This is a genomic window from Pseudooceanicola sp. NS-SX8, from assembly GCF_057380755.1.
The window spans coordinates 1,179,609-1,196,604 of record NZ_CM170819.1; the positions used below are offsets into that span (position 1 = coordinate 1,179,609).

Sequence of the window (16,996 nt, forward strand, 5' to 3'; positions counted from 1 at the left end):
CGGCCTGCCTCCCCGGGTCGTCGCTAGCAAGGAGGGTCGCCGCGTGAGGGTTTTCACCGCTTCTCTGGCCACCGAAACGAACACTTTTTCACCTCTGCCGACCGATCGCGCGGCGTTCGAGGCCGCTTTCTATGCGCCGCCGGGGGAACATCCCGACACGCCGACGCTGTGTTCCTCTCCGGTGCCGATCCTGCGCCGCCGGGGCCGGGCGGAAGGGTTCACGGTGATCGAGGGCACCTCCACCTGGGCGGAGCCGGCGGGCCTGATCAAGAAGGAAACCTTCGAGGGGCTGCGGGACGAGATCCTGGACCAGCTGCGCGCGGCCATGCCGGTGGACGGGGTGATCCTGGGCCTGCATGGCGCCATGGTCGCGCAGGGCTACGACGACTGCGAGGGCGATTTCCTGGAACGGGTTCGCGCCATCGTGGGCCCCGATGTCCTGATCGCGTCCGAGTTCGATCCCCACAGCCACCTGACGCAGAAGCGCGTGGCGCAGCTGGATATCGCCGTCACCTTCCTGGAATTCCCGCATACGGATTTCGAGGAACGGGGCGAGCTTCTGGTCGATCTGGGTCTGCGGGCCCTGCGGGGGGAGGTCTCTCCGGTAATTTCCGTCTTCGATTGCAAGATGATCGGCATCTATCCCACCAGCCAGCAGCCGATGCGCGGTTTCGTCGACCGGATGAAGCTGCTTGAGGGGCAGGGCAACATCCTGTCCTGTTCGGTGATCCACGGCTTCATGGCGGGCGATGTGCCCGAGATGGGCACGAAGATCATGGTGGTGACCGACAACGCCCCCGAGGAAGGCGCGGCGCTGGCGCGCAAGCTGGGGGAGGAGCTTTATGCCCTGCGCGGCAAGACGGCGATGCCGATCCTGGACTACGAGGAAGGCATCGACCTGGCGCTGGAGGTCCGCAAGCAGGATCCGGGGCTGCCGGTGACCATCGCGGATACCTGGGACAACCCGGGCGGCGGCTGTGCGGGGGATGCGACCTTCATCCTGATGTCCCTGATCGAGCGCGGTATCGACAGCGTCGCCGTGGGGGCGATCTGGGATCCCATCGCCGTCAGCTTCTGCCACGCGGCGGGCCTGGGCGCGACGCTGCGCCTGCGCTTCGGCGGCAAGGCGGGGGCAGAGGCCGGCCCGCCCATTGATGCGGAGATCCAGGTCACCCACCTGGCCGAGGAAGGCTGGCAAAGCTTCCGCGCCAGCCGCGTGACCCTTGGCCGGTCGGCCACGGTGCGCATCCTGGGAACGGAAATCGACATCGTGCTGATTTCCAGCCGGACGCAGACCTACGAGCCGAGCCTGTTTTCCAACCAGGGGATCGATTTCGCCGCGAAGGAGATCCTGCTGGTGAAATCGACCAACCATTTCTACGCGGGCTTTGACCCGGTGTCGTCGCGGATCATCCACGTGGATGCGCCCTCGTCCTATCCGACCCGCCCGGCGGAAACGATGTACCAGAAGGCGGGCAGCGATTTCTGGCCCAAGGTGGCGGATCCGCTGGGCCTGGATACCGTCGACCAGGAGGAGGTGAACTGATGCTGCTGCAGGGAAAACGCGTGGTCCTGACCGGGGCCGGGGGCGGGATCGGCACCGCGATGCTGGCCGCGCTGGCGCAGGCGGGGGCCCATGTGGTGGCCTGCGACCGGGCCGGCAGCGGCCTGGCCGCGCAGGGCGTGGCCGCCGAGGTCGAGGAGTTCGACATCACCGACCTGGCCGAGACGGAGGCCGCCGCCGCAAGGATCGGCGCCAGCCCCGTGGACGTGCTGATTTCCAACGCGGGGGGGACGCGGTTCGACACGATCGAGGAAACCGACACCGCCGCGATCCTGGAGGACATGCAGCTGAACTTCACCGGGGCCGCGGTCTTCAGCCGGCACCTGCTGCCCGCGATGCGCAACCGCCCCGGGGGCGCGGCGGCGGTCTTCGTCGCCTCGGTCAACGGCCTGGCCCACTTCGGCAGCCCGGGCTATTCCTGCGCCAAGGCGGGGGTGATCGCCTGGGCCAAGGGGCTGGCGACGGAAGAGGGCAAGAACGGTCTGCGCGCCAATGTTGTCGCACCGGGGTCGGTGCACACGGCGGCCTGGGACGTGCGCAAGTCGCGCCAGCCCGACATCTTCGACAAGGTCATGGCGCTTTACCCGCTGGGCCGGCTGGTGAACCCGGCAGAGGTCGCCAATGCGGCGATCTTCCTCGCCTCGCCCATGGCCAGCGGCATCACCGGCACCGTCCTGCCGGTGGATGCGGGGCTGACGGCGGGCAACCTGCCCTTCATCGACATCATCTCTGCCTGACCCCGCAGCCGAACCTGCGGCCGAACCCGCACCTGACCCCGCACCTGGCCCCGGATCCGCATTTGGATCGGGGGCCAGATTGAGGGGCAGTTCAGGGATCAGATGCTTTCCGGCGTGACGATCTCGAACGGGACGTTGCGCTGCAGGGTGGTGGCGGCGCCCTGCTGCTTGACCACGTCGATCATGGTCTGCACCAGCAGGTCCGAGGTCTGGTCCAGCGGGTGGCAGAGCGCGGCGGTGATCAGCCCCTCCGACAGGCCCTTGCGGGTTTCGGGGCCGATGTCGCGGCAGATCAGGCGGATGCCGCGGCGGCGATCCTCCGGCACTTCGCGCAGGGCGCGCAGCACGCCGGAAATCCCGCCGCCGAAGATCAGGATCGCCGCCAGATCCTCATGCCGTTCGATCAGCTCCTTCACCATGGCGTAGGCCTGGGCGGAATCCTCGTTGGTGGGGCGGGCTTCCTCCACCACCAGGTGGGGGGCATGTTCCCGCACGTAGGCGCGGAAGCTGGCGTCGGCCACGTCCTGGCACAGGTAGCGGTAGTTGCCGAGGAAGACCGCGATGCGCCCGGGGCCGTGGGTCATGCAGGTCACGAGGTAGGCGGCGGTGCGCCCCATCTTCCAGTTGTTCATGCCGACGAAGGCCGCGCGTTCCGGCGCGGACTGGTCGGTGATGTAGGTCACGACCGGCGTGCCTTCCTCCCTCAGGTCGCGAATCGCGTTGCCGATCAGCGGGTGATCGGCGGCGATCAGGGACACCGCATCGCATTCCCGGCCAAGCGCGCGCAGCCGCGCCGCGATGTTTTCGGGGGTCAGCAGGTCGACGAAATCCACCAGGGGCTCGATCACCTCTTCCTTCCGCGCGCGGCTGGCCTCGATGATCTTGCGGCCGAACAGCTGGTAGAGTTCCCGGCTGGATTGCTGCAGCAGAAAGCCCAGCCGGTAATGCGGCGCGGTCTTCTTCAGCCGGTCCTCGATCGCGCCAAGTCCATAGAATCCAATCTTTTCCGCCGCGGCCTGCACCCGTTGCATGGTGGCCCCGCGGACCGAGGCGGTGCCGCTGAGGATACGGTTCACGGTGGAAACGGACACGCCTGCCTCGGCGGCGAGATCGGCAATGGTGGGGCGATTCATCGGGGTCTTCCTGTGGGTATTGATATCATGATGAATGACATTTTTTGACACATTTGCAACCATGAATGTTATTTGGAATTTCAAGAATGCCAGGGATTGGCTAGCAAAGTAGGCATTCATTTGCCCCCGAGGGAGCGGGGGCCTGGAGGAGGAAAATCCATGACTTCATTCACCCGTCTCGCGGCAACCACCGCGACTGCCATCATGGCTGCCTGCACCGCCGGTGCCGTCATGGCAGCCGACATCTTCGTCGTCGGCGGCAAGCCCGATGACACCTTCTGGTCCATCGTGAAGCGCGGCGCAGAGGATGCCGGCCAGGTGGTCGAAGCGCAGGGTGGTTCCGTGACCTGGCTGGGTCCGCAGAACTACGACAACCTGGGCGTCGACGCCGCGGAACTGATCCGCCAGGCGATCGACCAGGGTGCGGATGCCGTGGTCGGTGCCAACTGGGTGCCCGAGGCGATGGACCCGGCCTTCCAGGCCGTGGTCGACGCGGGCATCCCGCTGATCATCTACAACGCCGGTGGCATCGACGCCGCCGACCGCCTGGGCGCGATGAACTATGTCGGCTCCGACGACTACAAGGCGGGCATGGCAGGCGGCACCCACCTGGCCGAGATGGGCAACACCAACGGTGTCTGCATCAACACCCTGCCGGGCGCCGCCAACATCGAAAACTTCTGCGGTGGTTTCGTGGAAGGCATCGAATCCGCCGGTGGCACCGGCTCCGTCCTGCCGCTGCCGGCGACCTCCTTCGGGTCGGCCACCGCCGTGGCCCAGGCCGTGCGCGCCCACCTGCTGCAAAACCCGGAGATCAACGCCGTCTTCACCGTGTCCAACGGTGACGCCAACGCCGCGATTTCCGGCATCCAGCAGGCCGGCAAGGCCGGCAAGGTCGCTGTCTGCGGGATCAACTTCGACGAGACGATCCTGAACAACATCAAGGACGGCAAGATGGCCTGCGCCATCGACCAGCAGGGCTACATGCAGGGCTACCTGGCCGTGTCGATCCTGAACGCCCGCGTGAACTACGGCCTCTCCGTGCCGACGCGCGAGATCCTGACCGGCCCGGGCATCATCGACAGCACCAATGTCGACGCGACCATGGCCGGCGTGAAGGCCGGTACGCGCTAAGCGCGGACCAGCCCAGCCACCATCGTCCCCCGCGCGCGCTCCATCCGGCCGCGCGGGGGACACCGGACAGACCGTTCAAGCACGCAGACCTGCAAGCGAAGCTGCCCGCCACCAGCGGCAGGCAGACCGGCACAGGGGGGAGACACCACATGGCAAGCGCCACTCAAACCGAAACATCCGCAGGACGCGCGCCTTCCGCCGGCGCAGGCCGATCGCTCGGCGCGCTGGTCCGGCGGCCGGAGGCGGGCTCCGTCCTGGGCCTTCTCGCGGTCTTCATCTTCTTCACGCTGGTCTCCGGCCAGATCTTCGTGTCCCCGGCAGGCTTTGCCAGCTGGCTGAACGTCGCGGCAGAGATCGGCATCGTCGCCCTTCCCATCGGCCTGCTGATGATCGCCGGAGAGCTGGATCTGTCCATCGGCGCGGTCATCCCGGCCTCTTCGCTGACCTTCGCGATCGTGTCGGGCCATTATGACGCCCCCGAGGTGATCGGCGTGGCCGCGGCCCTGGGCGTGGGCTTGCTGGTCGGCGCGATCAACGGGTTCCTGGTGCTGCGCACCGCGGTGCCGTCGCTGATCATCACCATCGGGTCGATGTTCGCCGTGATGGGCCTGACGCTGGGCCTGTCGGTGCTGCTGACCGGATCCACCTCGACCAACGTGGTGCCCGCGCCCTTCTGGAAATCCGCCTTCGGCACCTTCATCGGCGGCATGTTCCAGGTCACGATCTTCTGGTGGGCGGGCTTTGCGGCGATCATCGCCTACGTGCTGCACGTCACCCCCTTCGGCAACTGGATCTACGCCCTGGGCGGCGACAAGATCAGCGCCCGCAACGCCGGCATCCCGACCGAACGGCTGACCGTTTCGCTCTTCATGCTCTCCGGCTTCGCCGCGGCCTTCGTGGGCGTCAGCCAGGCGATGGTCTACCAGTCGGCGCAGGTCGCCGGGGGCCAGGCCTTCATCTTCAACTCGATCATGTGCGTGGTCATCGGCGGGGTGCTGCTGACCGGGGGCTTCGGATCGGTGGTGGGCATCGTCCTGGGCACGATCACCTTCTCGATGGTGAACCAGGGCATCTACTTCACCGGGTTCGACCCCAACCTCGGGTCGGTCATCATCGGTGCCCTGCTGCTGCTGGCCGTGCTGATGAACGACACCTTCCGCCAGCTCGCGCTGTCCTACTCCACCAAGAAAAAAGGCTGAGGGCACAGACATGTATGACCGTATCGTCGGAACCATCCTGAAGCGGCCCGAAGCCGGGGCCATCCTCAGCCTGATTGCCGTGATCGCCTTCTTCGTGATCTTCGGCGGCGTGGACCTGGGCAACATGCTGGGCGCCGCGAGCTGGGTGAACTTCGCCGCCAACCTCGGCATCGTCGCCATCCCCGTCGGCCTGCTGATGATCGCCGGCGAGCTCGACATCTCCATCGGGGCGATGATCCCCGCGGGCTCCATGACCATCTCGATCCTCTCGGGCCATTACGAGCTGCCAATCCTCGTCGGCATCCTGGGCACCCTGGGCCTGGGCGTCGTGGTGGGGCTGATCAACGGGCTGCTGACCGTGCGCACTTCGGTGCCCTCGCTGATCATCACCCTGGCGACGCTGGTGGCGATGCAGGGCCTGGTCCTGTCGGCCTCCGTCCTGCTGACCGGCAAGGCCTCGGTGCCGCTGGCGGCGCCGGAATGGACCAAGATGATCTTCGGCCAGCTGATTGGCGGCTCCTTCCAGATCATCATCCTGTGGTGGCTCGCGGTGGTCGTCCTGGCCTGGGGCGTGGTGCACCACACCCGCTTCGGCAACTGGCTCTTCGCCATGGGCGGCGACAAGGAAAGCGCCCGCAATGCCGGCATCCCGACCACGAAGATGACCATCTGGCTCTTCGTCCTGTCGGCCACCGCGGCGACCTTCGTGGGCATGTGCGGGGCGATCCTGTTCAACTCTGCCCAGGTGTCCGGCGGCATGAACTACATCTTCAACGCCATCGTCTCGGTGGTGGTGGGCGGTGTCCTTCTGACCGGCGGCTTCGGCTCCATCATCGGGATCTTCTTCGGCACGCTGACCTTCGCGGTCGTGAACCAGGGGATCTACTTCACCGATATCGACCGCAACTGGTCGTCCCTGATCATCGGCGTGATGCTTCTGCTGGCCGTGCTGATGAACAACAGCTTCCGCAACGCGGCGGTGAACTTCGCACCCCGCAAGAAAACCCAATCCAAGGCGTGAGGACGAAACCATGACCGCACCTGTTCTGGAACTTCGCGACGTCAACAAGTCCTTCGGGCCCATCGACGTTCTGCACGACATCAACCTGACCGTGAAGGCTGGCGAGGTGCTGTGCCTGCTGGGCGACAACGGCGCCGGCAAGTCGACCCTGATCAAGACCCTGGCGGGCGTGCACAAGCCGACCTCGGGCCAGATGCTGATGGATGGCGAGGCCGTCAATTTCGAAAAGCCCAAGGATGCCGCCGACCGGGGCATCGCCACGGTGCACCAGTTCGGCGGGACCTTCCCGCTGATGACCATCGGGCGCAGCTTCTTCGTCGGCGTCGAACCGACCAAGCGGATCGGGCCGTTCAAGGTCTTCGACCGCAAGACCGCGAACGAGACCGCCGTGAAGGCCGTGCAGGAATTCGGCATCACCCGGATCGACGACGGCGACCGCCTGATCGGCGGCCTCTCGGGCGGCGAGCGTCAGTCCCTGGCCATCGCCCGCGCCGTGCACTTCGGCGCCCGGGTGCTGATCCTGGACGAACCCACCGCGGCGCTGGGGGTGAAACAGGCCTCCCACGTGCTGCGCATCGTGCTGGAAGCCAAGAAGCGCGGCATCGCCGTGATCTTCATCACCCACCAGGTGACCCACGCCATGGCGGTGGGCGATCACTTCGCGGTGCTGATCCGCGGCTCCGTCGCCGCCAACTTCCAGCGCGGGGAAAAGTCCCGCGAGGAAATCACCGACCTCATGGCCGGGGGGGAGGCGCTCGCCGATCTCGACCAGGCCATGGAAGGCTACATGGAAACCCACGAAGGCCACCCGCCGCAGCCTGCGAGCCGCGCGACCGTCGCCTGATCACGCCCCACGGGCGCCGACCTGCCACCCCGGTCCCGCGTCACGCGGGCGCCGGCCCGGTCCCCGCATCTTTCTGGGAGGAGAGAAAGACCATGAAATACACGCTTGATCCGCACATGATCCGCCACCTGTCCCTGGAAGACACGGTGCGCAAGGTCGCCGAGCTGGGCTACGACTACGTCGAGATGTCGCCCCGCCCCGATTTCTTCTCCTGGTGGACCCGGCCGAAGCTCTACCCGGAGCGGATCCAGGGCTTCAAGAAGGCGCTGCGGGACAACAACGTCGGCCTGGCCACGATCCAGCCGATGTATCGCTGGGCCTCTCCCTATGCCGATGAATGGGACATGGCGATCGACAACTGGAAGCGCGCCATCGAATTCGCGGTGGAGCTGGAATGCCCGATGTTCGTCTCCGAATTCGGCCGGGGCGGGTCGCCCAACCGGTCTTTGCAGGACAATTCCGGCATCCACCGTCCCGAGGTCTGCGAAGGCCAGTTCTTCAAGGCGATGGACGTGCTGGTGCCGATCCTGGAACGCGAGGGCATCAAGCTGTCGCTGGAAGCCCATCCCGAAGACTGGGTGGAGGAGATCCACCCGGCGATCGACATCATCAAGACGATCAATTCGCCCATGGTCCGCGCCTCCTTCATCGCGCCGCACACCTTCTTCTACGGCCCCGACATGGAGGCGAACCTGCGCGCCACCGAGGGCCTGCTGGAACATGTCCGCCTGGCCGATACCTACGACCACAACAAGTCGTCGGAGCTGCGCTACATCGTCAACCCGCCGGAATCCAAGGTCCGGGTGCACCAGCACCTGGATTACGGCCAGGGGGAGATCGACTGGGATCTGTTCTTTGCCACGCTGGCGGACATGAAGTTCGACGGCGTGATGTCCAACTGCGTCTTCGGCTGGGAAGACCGCGCCGAGGACAGCGCACGCTTCATGCTGGCGGAAACCAAGCGCTACGTCGGCCAGTATTACAAGTGAAACCCTGACCACGGGAGGTCGGAAATATGACGTTGAATGTAGGCGTTATCGGGACCGGGATGATCGGTCAGGATCACATCCGCCGCCTGACGCAGGTGCTTTCGGGCGTGGCTGTCAGCGGTGTGACGGATATCGACGTGGAACGTGCGGCCTCTGCCGCGCCCGACGGCGCGCAGGTCTTCGAGACGCCGCGTGAACTGATCGGGTCGGACCGGGTGGATGCCGTGGTGATCTGCTCCTGGGGCCCCGCCCACGAGGAACAGCTGCTGGAATGCATCTCGCTGGGCAAGCCTGTCTTCTGCGAGAAGCCTCTGGTCACCACGACCGAAGCCGCCCTGCGGGTGATGGAGGCCGAAGTCGCCTTTGGCCGTCGGCTGGTGCAAGTGGGCTTCATGCGCCGTTTCGATGCCGACTACCGGCGGCTGAAGGCGGTGATCGAGGGCGGCACCCTGGGCCTGCCGCTGATGTACAAGTCCGTGCACCGCAATGCCTCGGTGCCTGTCGGGCTCTATACCTCGGACATGCCGCTGAACGACACGCTGGTGCATGACGCCGATATCTCCCGCTGGCTGCTGGACGATGAAATCGCCGCGGTGGAAGTGCGCCTGCCGCGCCGCTCCCGCCAGGGGGTCGAACTGCGCGATCCGCACATGGTGCTGCTTCACATGACCAGCGGCGTGATCGTGGATGTCGAGATCTCGGTCAACATCGCCTACGGCTACGACATCCGGGGCGAGGTCAGCTGTGAAACCGGCATCGCGGCCCTGCCGAACCGGCCCGCCACCGTCATCACCGACGCCCATGGCATCCGCCAGCAGATCCCCACCGACTGGCGCGAACGCTTCATCGAGGCCTACGACCAGGAGTTCCGCGAATGGATCGTCGCGGCCGGGCAGGGCACGGCCACCGGCCCCTCCACCTGGGATGGCTATGCCGCGACCCTGGTCGCCGATGCCGCCCTGCGCGCGGTTTCCTCCGGCGGGCGCGAGGTGATCACCATGCGCGACAAGCCCGCTCTTTACCACGTCCCCGTCAACCAGGCCGCCTGAGCGCCGTCTGACACCGTCTTACAAGGACCCTAGACGATGAAACTCTCCATCTGCACCGACGTGATGGCGGATCTCTCCTTCACCGAGATGCTCGACAAATGTGTGGCCCTCGGCGTCGAAGGGATCGAGATGACCGGCGGCGGCTGGTCCCCGGGCCCGCATTTCCGCGCCGACGAATTGCTGGCCGACCGTGGCCTGCTGAAGCAGAAGCTGGCGGAGATCGAGGCCCGTGGCCTGCAGATCGCCGCGCTCAACTGCTCCGCCAACCCGCTGGACCCCGGCGAGATGGGCAAGCGCCACCGCAAGGAGATGGAAGACACCATCCGCCTGGCGGGCGAGATCGGCGTGACCAAGATCGTCACCATGTCCGGCCTGCCCGAAGCGGCGCCGGGCGACATGGTCCCCAACTGGCTGGTCTACACCAAGAGCTGGCCCGCAGAGATGCCCGAGCGTGACCGCTACCAGTGGGAAGACCGCGCCTTCCCGCTGTGGCACGACCTGGTGAAGCTGGCCGATGAGGTGGGCGTGGAGAAATTCGCGCTGGAAAACTTCTCCGCCATGCTGGTCTGGAATCCCGAGACACTCTTCCGGTTGAGAAACGAGGTCGGCCCCAAGGTGGGCATGAACCTCGATCCCTCCCATCTCTTCTGGAAGGGGGCCTGCCCCATCGCCGTCGCGCGTGCGCTGGGGCAGGCGATCCACCATGTCCATGGCAAGGACACCCGCATCGAACGCGGCCTGTGCGACGTCAACGGCCTGCTGGAGCTGAAGGAGGTGACCGATGTCGCCAACCGCAGCTGGAACTATGTCGCCGTCGGCGCAGGGCATGACCTGCAATGGTGGAAGGAGTTCTTCTCCGTCGTCGGCATGATGGGCTACGACGGCTGGGTCAGCCTGGAGATGGAGGATTTCACCATGTCCACCGAGGCGGGCATCCAGTCCTCCATCGACGCCCTGCAAGCCACGATCATCCGGTGACGTGATGCGGATCGGGGTGGTCGGATACGGAACGGGCGGGCGGCACTTCCACGTGCCCTTCATCCAGGCGGCGCGGGGCGTCAGCCTTGCAGGCGTCGTGGCCCGCGCGCCGGAAACGGTGGCGGCGGTCCGCGAAGACCTGCCGGGCACCCCCGTCTTCGCCAGCCTGACCGAGATGCTGGCCTCGGGCACCGTCGATGCCGTCACCATCACCACCCCGCCGCAGACCCGCCGGGAGCTGGTGCTGGAGGCCATCGCCGCCGGTGTCCATGTCGTGGCCGACAAGCCCTTCGGCCCCTCGGCCCTTGCCGCGCGGGAGCTGGGGGAGGCGGCAGAGGCGGCGGGCGTGACCCTGGCCGTCTACCACAACCGCCGCTGGGATTCGGATATCCGCACGCTGAAGAAGGTGCTCGATGACCTCGCCGTTGGCCGCCCCTGGCGGCTGCACTCCCGGATGGATTTCGACGACCCCGCCACGCTGGAGGCAGGCCCCACCGGCGGGCTGCTGCGCGACCTCGGAAGCCATGTCGTCGACCAGGCGCTCTGGCTCCTCGGCCCGGTGAAGACCGTCGATGCCCAGCTCGATTGCGTCGAACTGCCCGAAGGGCCCACCGACGCGGGCTTCACCCTGACCCTGCGCCACGCAAGCGGCGCGCATTCCCATATCTCCGCCAGCAAGCTCAACCACATGACCTGCCGCGAACTGCGCCTCTACGGGTCCACCGGCTCCTACCTGTCGCAGTCGATCGACGTGCAGGCCCAGGCGGTCTTCTCCGGCCTGCGCCCGGCCGACAGCCCCGAGACATGGGGCTACGAGCCGGAGGAAAACTGGGGAGAGCTGCACACCGCCTTCGGCACCGTGCCCGTGCCCTCCGAACAGGGCGCCTACCACGCCTTCTACGAAGCCTTCGCCGAGGCCGTGCGCACCGGCACGCCCGCCCCGGTCACGGCCGAGGAAGGCATCGCCACCCTCGCCGTGCTCGACGCCGCGCGCCTCAGCGCGGTGAAGAAGCGCACCGTTTCTCTCGATGAAATCGCAGGGGCCTGCTGACCATGTACAAGTTCATCATCACCATCCTCTGCCAGCCCGGCACCCGCGAAAGGATCCTGGCCCGCGCACCCCAGGCGCAGGCGGCCACCCGCGCCGAACCCGGCTGCCTTTCCTACGATTTCTTCACCTGCACCGACGATCCCGACAAGCTCGTCTTCGTCGAGAGCTGGCGGGACGAGGCCGCCCATGCCTTCCACATGGAACAGCAGCACACGAAGGACTTCATCGCCTTCCATGAACAGTTCCACCGCAGCCTGACCTTCGAAACCATCAACGCCGCCTCCTAGGCGCACCATGACCCGGACAGCCGGGAGAGGGGGAGACAATGACCAAGACACTCGACGTCATCACCATCGGCCGCGCAGGCGTGGATCTTTACGGCGCGCAGATCGGTGGCCGGCTGGAGGACATGGGGTCCTTCGACAAGTACATCGGCGGATCGCCCACCAACATGGCCTGCGGCACCGCCCGGCTGGGCCTGCGCTCCGCCCTGATCACCCGCGTGGGGGATGAGCATATGGGCCGCTTCATCCGGGAGGAGCTGGATCGCCACGGCGTCGACACCTCCGGCGTGAAGACCGATCCCGAAAGGCTGACCGCGCTGGTGATCCTCGGGATCCGCGACCAGGAACAATTCCCGCTGATCTTCTACCGTGAAAACTGCGCCGACATGGCGCTGTGCGAAGCCGACGTGGACGAAGCCTTCGTGGCCTCCGCCCGGGCGGTTGTCGCCACCGGCACGCACCTGGCCCATGACACGCCCCGCGCGGCGGTGCTGAAGGCGCTGGAACTGGCGAAGAAGCACGGCGGCAAGACCGCGCTGGATATCGACTACCGCCCCAACCTCTGGGGCGTGGCGGGCCATGGCGACGGCGAAAGCCGCTTCGTCGAAAGCGCGCGCGTGACCGCCTCGCTGCAGGAAACCCTGCATCACTTCGACCTGATCGTCGGGACGGAGGAGGAGTTCCACATCGCCGGCGGCTCCACCGACACGATCGAGGCGCTGCGCGCCGTCCGCGCCCTGTCCAAGGCCACGCTGGTCTGCAAGCGCGGGCCGATGGGCGCCGTGGCCTTCGAAGGCGCCATTCCCGACAGCCTGGACGACGGCCAGACCGGCCCCGGCTTCCCGATCGAGGTCTTCAACGTGCTGGGCGCGGGCGACGGCTTCATGTCCGGGCTGCTGAAGGGCTGGCTCGACGGTGAACGCTGGCCGGTGGCGCTGAAATACGCCAATGCCTGCGGTGCCTTCGCCGTGTCGCGCCACGGCTGCACCCCGGCCTATCCCTCCTGGGAGGAGCTTCAGTTCTTCTTCGAACGCGGCATCATCCGCCCCGACCTGCGCAACGATACCGTGCTGGAACAGGTCCACTGGGCGACCAACCGCCACGGCGACTGGTCCAGCGTGAAGACCTTCGCCTTCGACCACCGCCTCCAGCTGGAGGAGATGGAGGGCTACTCGCCCGAGAAGGGCGGCGCCTTCAAGGAGCTGTGCCTCGACGCCGCGCTGAAGGTGCAGGACGGGCAGGGGGGCTACGGCATCCTCTGCGACAACCGCATCGGGCGCACCGCGCTGCACCGCGCCTCCGGCTCCGGCCTGTGGATCGGGCGGCCCACGGAACTGCCCGGCTCCCGCCCGATCGAGTTCGAGCCGGAACTGGGCGCCGACCTGGGCCAGTTCCGCGAATGGGCGCGCGAAAACGTGGTGAAGCTGCTGGTCTTCTGCCACCCCGACGACGACGCCGAAACCCGCGCCCTGCAGGAACGCCGGGTGAAACGCCTCTACACCGCCGCGCGCCGTAACGGGCTGGAATTCCTGCTCGAAGTGATCCCCTCCAAGGTCGCGCCGGTGGATGATCAGAGCACGGCAACCCTGATCCAGCAGTTCTACGATGCCGGGGTCTATCCCGACTGGTGGAAGCTGGAACCCTTCCGGACCGAAGAAGCATGGACCGCCGCCGTCAATGCCATCGAACGCAACGACCCGAACACCCGTGGCATCGTCGTGCTGGGCCTCGACGCGCCCGAGGCAGAGCTGGCCGCCAGCTTCGCGCTCGCCGCGAAACAGCCGCTGGTGAAGGGTTTCGCCGTCGGCCGCACGATCTTCGGTGACGCCGCCCGGGCCTGGATGAAGGGCCAGATGAGCGATGCCGATGCCATCACCCAGATGGCCGACCGCTACGCCCGGCTCTGCGGTATCTGGGATGCCGCCCGCGACAACGCGCGCCTGAACGCCGCCTGAGCAGAAGGGGAGGGCGCGCCCTCCCCGCAACGACTGAAAGACTGAAAGACCCGGGGCCGCGCCCCTTCCGGAGGAACAAGAGATGAGCACGATCAGGCTGACCGCCGCGCAGGCCATGGTGAAGTGGCTCTCCGTGCAGATGACGCCCGCCGCCTCAAGCAGCGAAGCGGTAGGCGAACAGAAGTATGAACGCTACATTGATGGCATGTGGGCGATCTTCGGCCACGGCAATGTCGCGGGCATCGGCGAGGCGCTGCATGCCTACCGCGATGTCTTCCCGACCTGGCGGGGCCAGAACGAACAGACCATGGCCCATGCCGCCATCGCCTATGCCAAGGCGCAGAAACGCACCCGCGCCATGGCGGTGACCTCCTCCATCGGGCCGGGCTCCACCAACGTGGTGACCGCCGCCGCGCTGGCCCATGTGAACCGCCTGCCGCTGCTGATCATCGCGGGCGATGTCTTCGCCACCCGCCGCCCCGATCCGGTGCTGCAGCAGGTCGAGGATTTCGACGACGGCACCGTCTCGGCCAACGACTGCTTCCGCCCGGTGTCGCGCTACTTCGACCGGATCACCCGGCCCGAACACCTGCTCTCGGCCCTGCCGCGTGCGCTGCGGGTCATGACCGACCCGGCCAACTGCGGCCCCGCCACGCTGGCCTTCTGCCAGGACGTGCAGACCGAAGCCTACGACTACCCGGTCGAATTCTTCGAACCGCGCGTCTGGCACATCCGCCGCCCGCGCCCCGACCTCGATGAACTGTCCCGCGTGGCCGACCTGATCCGCGCCGCCAAACGCCCGGTGATCATCTCCGGCGGCGGCACGATCTATGCCCAGGCGGAAGAGACGCTGGGCGCCTTCGCCGCGAAACACCGCATCCCCGTGGCCGAAACCCAGGCGGGCAAATCCGGCCTGCCGCAATCGCATCCGATGAACTTCGGCGCCTCGGGCGTGGACGGTTCGGCGGCGGCCAACGCGGCCTCGGTCGCGGCCGATCTGGTGATCGGCGTCGGCACCCGCTTCCAGGATTTCACCACCGGCTCCCGCACCCTCTTCGGGCCGGGCGCGAAACTCGTCTCGATCAACATCCACGGCTATGACGCGGCCAAGCATGGCGCCGAAAGCCTGGTGGGCGACGCGAAGGTCACGCTCGAAGCCCTGACCGAAGCGCTGGGCGACTACCGGGCAGAGGCCCCCGATGCCGGTGCCCGCGAAGACTGGCTGCGCGCGGTCGATGCCTATTGCGCCCGCCCCGACGATCAGGCGGCCAAACCCACCGACGGGCAAGTCATCGGCGCGGTGCAGCGCGCCACCGGCGAAGACGCCGTGGCCATGTGCGCCGCAGGCACCATGCCCGGCGCGCTGAAACTGCTGTGGAAGCCCAGCCAGGCGGGCTACCACATGGAATACGGCTATTCCTGCATGGGCTACGAAGTGGCCGGCGCCATGGGGCTGAAGCTCGGCGCGCCCGACCGTGACGTGATCTGCTTCGTCGGCGACGGCTCCTACATGCTGGCCAATTCCGAACTCGCCACTGCCGTCATGCGCCGCATCCCCTTCACCGTCGTGCTCACCGACAACCGGGGGTATGGCTGCATCAACCGCCTGCAGACCATGGGCTGCGGTGGCGAGCCCTTCAACAACATGTACGTCGACTGCAACGTCGAGGCGCAGCCGGAAATCGACTACGTGATGCACGCCGCCTCCATGGGCGCCCATGCGGTGAAGGCCGCCAGCACCGACCAGCTGGAGGCAGAGGTGAAGGCCGCCCGCACCCGCAACATCCCCACCGTGATCGTCATCGAAACCGTGGCAAAGGACTTCCCCGGCACCGGGCTGGAAACCACGGCGGGCGAACACGGCTTCTTCTGGGATGTCGCCGTGCCGGAGGTTTCCGACCGGCAGAAGCAGCGCGACCGCTTCGCCGAATACCTCGGCCAGATCGCCCAGGCGCGTCTGCTGAACTGACCGAAAGGACCGAACATGAGCCATCTTCTGCACCGCCCCTTCGGCACCCATGGCGAGGTGCACCGGATCACCCCCGAAAGCGCCGGCTGGCGTTACGTCGGCTTCTCCCTCTACCGCCTGCGCCCCGGCGAAACCGCGGCAGAGGCGACCGGCGGGCGAGAGGTCATCCTCGTCATGGTCGAGGGCAAGGCCAGCTTCACCGCCGCAGGCCAGGACTGGGGGGAGCTGGGCGATCGCATGCATGTCTTCGAAAAGAGCCCGCCGCATTGCCTCTACGTGCCCAATGGGGCGGAATGGCAGGCGACGGCCACCACCGACTGCACCATCGCCGTCTGCTCCGCCCCCGGTCACGGCGGCCATGACGCGCGCCGCATCGGCCCCGACGGCATCACGCTGACCCAGCGGGGCGAGGGCTGCAATTCCCGCTTCATCAACAACATCGCGATGGAGAACGAGGATTACTGCGACAGCCTGCTGGTGACAGAGGTCTTCACCCCGGCGGGGAACTGGTCCTCCTATCCTTCGCACCGCCACGACGAGGATGATTTCCCCCGGGTGACCTACCTGGAGGAGACCTATTACCACCGCATCGACCCGGGCGACGGCTTCGGCATCCAGCGCGTCTATACCGACGACCTGCAGCTGAATGAGACGATGGCGGTGCATGATGGTGACGTGGTCTGCGTGCCGCGCGGCCACCATCCCTGCGGCGCGCCGCACGGGTTCCAGATGTACTACCTCAACGTCATGGCAGGGCCCCTGCGGAAATGGCGTTTCGTCTCCGCCCCCGAGGTCGCCCACCTCTGAGGCCCCGATGCCGGGCGTTGTGGTGCCTCCACCACCGCGCGTTCGGCTGCCCCCGGATCGGCATTGTGTGTGCCGCTGCCCTGTGCGGCTTGTTGTGTGTCGTCGGTTCGGGGGCAATCACGCGCTTGACCCGCGCGCGCGCCGCGCTTAGGCCAAGGGCATGAAACACGCACCAACCCTCATCGCACGACGCTGGTGGCTGGCCTCCTGACAAGGCGGCCCGCAGTTTCATGCAATTCTGACATCCATCAGAGGCCGCCGCCCGGGCGGCCTTTCGTGTTT

Annotated in this window: 15 protein-coding genes; 14 read left to right on the forward strand and 1 reads right to left on the reverse strand. The window is 66.8% G+C overall.

Annotated elements, in window-relative coordinates:
• Positions 1-43: 43 nt before the first annotated feature.
• Together AC2IR1_RS05440 and AC2IR1_RS05445 are read left to right on the forward strand one after the other, a co-directional pair.
• Positions 44-1,546 carry a M81 family metallopeptidase gene (locus AC2IR1_RS05440; RefSeq protein WP_486475264.1) on the forward strand — a complete coding sequence of 501 codons (1,503 nt, stop codon included), beginning with the start codon at positions 44-46 and terminating at the stop codon, positions 1,544-1,546.
• Positions 1,546-2,301: an SDR family oxidoreductase gene (locus AC2IR1_RS05445; protein ID WP_486475265.1), complete on the forward strand. Its 756-nt coding sequence runs from the start codon at positions 1,546-1,548 to the stop codon at positions 2,299-2,301. The genes AC2IR1_RS05440 and AC2IR1_RS05445 overlap by 1 nt, the downstream gene beginning before the upstream one ends.
• Positions 2,302-2,399: 98 nt before the next feature.
• Here AC2IR1_RS05445 and AC2IR1_RS05450 read toward each other — a convergent pair whose 3' ends face one another.
• A complete protein-coding gene (locus AC2IR1_RS05450) occupies positions 2,400-3,434 on the reverse strand; it encodes a LacI family DNA-binding transcriptional regulator (protein ID WP_486475266.1) in 1,035 nt (344 codons plus the stop codon).
• A gap of 159 nt (positions 3,435-3,593) precedes the next feature.
• Between AC2IR1_RS05450 and AC2IR1_RS05455 the strand changes: the two genes are divergently transcribed.
• From AC2IR1_RS05455 to iolB, 12 genes are all read left to right on the forward strand, one after another.
• Positions 3,594-4,568, forward strand: a complete 975-nt coding sequence (locus AC2IR1_RS05455; RefSeq protein WP_486475267.1) for a sugar ABC transporter substrate-binding protein — start codon at positions 3,594-3,596, stop codon at positions 4,566-4,568.
• A gap of 149 nt (positions 4,569-4,717) precedes the next feature.
• Complete coding sequence (locus AC2IR1_RS05460; RefSeq protein ID WP_486475268.1) at positions 4,718-5,767, forward strand: ABC transporter permease; 1,050 nt, start codon at positions 4,718-4,720, stop codon at positions 5,765-5,767.
• 10 nt (positions 5,768-5,777) lie between these two features.
• The gene (locus AC2IR1_RS05465) at positions 5,778-6,788 is read left to right on the forward strand and encodes an ABC transporter permease (protein WP_486475269.1); all 1,011 of its coding nucleotides are present in this window, start codon (positions 5,778-5,780) and stop codon (positions 6,786-6,788) included.
• Between the two features lie 10 nt (positions 6,789-6,798).
• Positions 6,799-7,632 carry an ATP-binding cassette domain-containing protein gene (locus AC2IR1_RS05470; RefSeq protein WP_486475270.1) on the forward strand — a complete coding sequence of 278 codons (834 nt, stop codon included), beginning with the start codon at positions 6,799-6,801 and terminating at the stop codon, positions 7,630-7,632.
• 92 nt (positions 7,633-7,724) lie between these two features.
• The gene (locus AC2IR1_RS05475) at positions 7,725-8,621 is read left to right on the forward strand and encodes a sugar phosphate isomerase/epimerase family protein (RefSeq protein ID WP_486475271.1); all 897 of its coding nucleotides are present in this window, start codon (positions 7,725-7,727) and stop codon (positions 8,619-8,621) included.
• Positions 8,622-8,647: 26 nt separating this feature from the next.
• Complete coding sequence (locus AC2IR1_RS05480; RefSeq protein ID WP_486475272.1) at positions 8,648-9,670, forward strand: Gfo/Idh/MocA family oxidoreductase; 1,023 nt, start codon at positions 8,648-8,650, stop codon at positions 9,668-9,670.
• A 36-nt stretch (positions 9,671-9,706) separates the two neighbouring features.
• Positions 9,707-10,648 carry a sugar phosphate isomerase/epimerase family protein gene (locus tag AC2IR1_RS05485; protein WP_486475273.1) on the forward strand — a complete coding sequence of 314 codons (942 nt, stop codon included), beginning with the start codon at positions 9,707-9,709 and terminating at the stop codon, positions 10,646-10,648.
• Positions 10,649-10,652: 4 nt separating this feature from the next.
• Positions 10,653-11,699 (forward strand): Gfo/Idh/MocA family protein, encoded by a 1,047-nt coding sequence (locus AC2IR1_RS05490; protein WP_486475274.1) that lies wholly within the window; start codon positions 10,653-10,655, stop codon positions 11,697-11,699.
• Between the two features lie 2 nt (positions 11,700-11,701).
• A complete protein-coding gene (locus tag AC2IR1_RS05495) occupies positions 11,702-11,986 on the forward strand; it encodes a putative quinol monooxygenase (protein ID WP_486475275.1) in 285 nt (94 codons plus the stop codon).
• A gap of 38 nt (positions 11,987-12,024) precedes the next feature.
• Positions 12,025-13,938, forward strand: a complete 1,914-nt coding sequence (locus tag AC2IR1_RS05500) for a bifunctional 5-dehydro-2-deoxygluconokinase/5-dehydro-2-deoxyphosphogluconate aldolase (protein WP_486475276.1) — start codon at positions 12,025-12,027, stop codon at positions 13,936-13,938.
• Between the two features lie 82 nt (positions 13,939-14,020).
• Positions 14,021-15,907 carry a 3D-(3,5/4)-trihydroxycyclohexane-1,2-dione acylhydrolase (decyclizing) gene (iolD, locus tag AC2IR1_RS05505; RefSeq protein ID WP_486475277.1) on the forward strand — a complete coding sequence of 629 codons (1,887 nt, stop codon included), beginning with the start codon at positions 14,021-14,023 and terminating at the stop codon, positions 15,905-15,907.
• A 15-nt stretch (positions 15,908-15,922) separates the two neighbouring features.
• Complete coding sequence (gene iolB / locus AC2IR1_RS05510; RefSeq protein ID WP_486475278.1) at positions 15,923-16,714, forward strand: 5-deoxy-glucuronate isomerase; 792 nt, start codon at positions 15,923-15,925, stop codon at positions 16,712-16,714.
• Positions 16,715-16,996: the final 282 nt, after the last annotated feature.

Bases quoted from the DNA above. Each gene is read 5' to 3' on its own strand.
- iolB (WP_486475278.1), top strand. From the start codon at position 15,923: ATGAGCCATCTTCTGCACCGCCCCTTCGGCACCCATGGCGAGGTGCAC.
- AC2IR1_RS05445 (WP_486475265.1), top strand. From the start codon at position 1,546: ATGCTGCTGCAGGGAAAACGCGTGGTCCTGACCGGGGCCGGGGGCGGG.
- AC2IR1_RS05500 (WP_486475276.1), top strand. From the start codon at position 12,025: ATGACCAAGACACTCGACGTCATCACCATCGGCCGCGCAGGCGTGGAT.
- AC2IR1_RS05455 (WP_486475267.1), top strand. From the start codon at position 3,594: ATGACTTCATTCACCCGTCTCGCGGCAACCACCGCGACTGCCATCATG.
- AC2IR1_RS05495 (WP_486475275.1), top strand. From the start codon at position 11,702: ATGTACAAGTTCATCATCACCATCCTCTGCCAGCCCGGCACCCGCGAA.
- AC2IR1_RS05485 (WP_486475273.1), top strand. From the start codon at position 9,707: ATGAAACTCTCCATCTGCACCGACGTGATGGCGGATCTCTCCTTCACC.
- AC2IR1_RS05490 (WP_486475274.1), top strand. From the start codon at position 10,653: ATGCGGATCGGGGTGGTCGGATACGGAACGGGCGGGCGGCACTTCCAC.
- iolD (WP_486475277.1), top strand. From the start codon at position 14,021: ATGAGCACGATCAGGCTGACCGCCGCGCAGGCCATGGTGAAGTGGCTC.
- AC2IR1_RS05480 (WP_486475272.1), top strand. From the start codon at position 8,648: ATGACGTTGAATGTAGGCGTTATCGGGACCGGGATGATCGGTCAGGAT.
- AC2IR1_RS05465 (WP_486475269.1), top strand. From the start codon at position 5,778: ATGTATGACCGTATCGTCGGAACCATCCTGAAGCGGCCCGAAGCCGGG.
- AC2IR1_RS05450 (WP_486475266.1), bottom strand. From the start codon at position 3,434: ATGAATCGCCCCACCATTGCCGATCTCGCCGCCGAGGCAGGCGTGTCC.
- AC2IR1_RS05470 (WP_486475270.1), top strand. From the start codon at position 6,799: ATGACCGCACCTGTTCTGGAACTTCGCGACGTCAACAAGTCCTTCGGG.
- AC2IR1_RS05460 (WP_486475268.1), top strand. From the start codon at position 4,718: ATGGCAAGCGCCACTCAAACCGAAACATCCGCAGGACGCGCGCCTTCC.
- AC2IR1_RS05475 (WP_486475271.1), top strand. From the start codon at position 7,725: ATGAAATACACGCTTGATCCGCACATGATCCGCCACCTGTCCCTGGAA.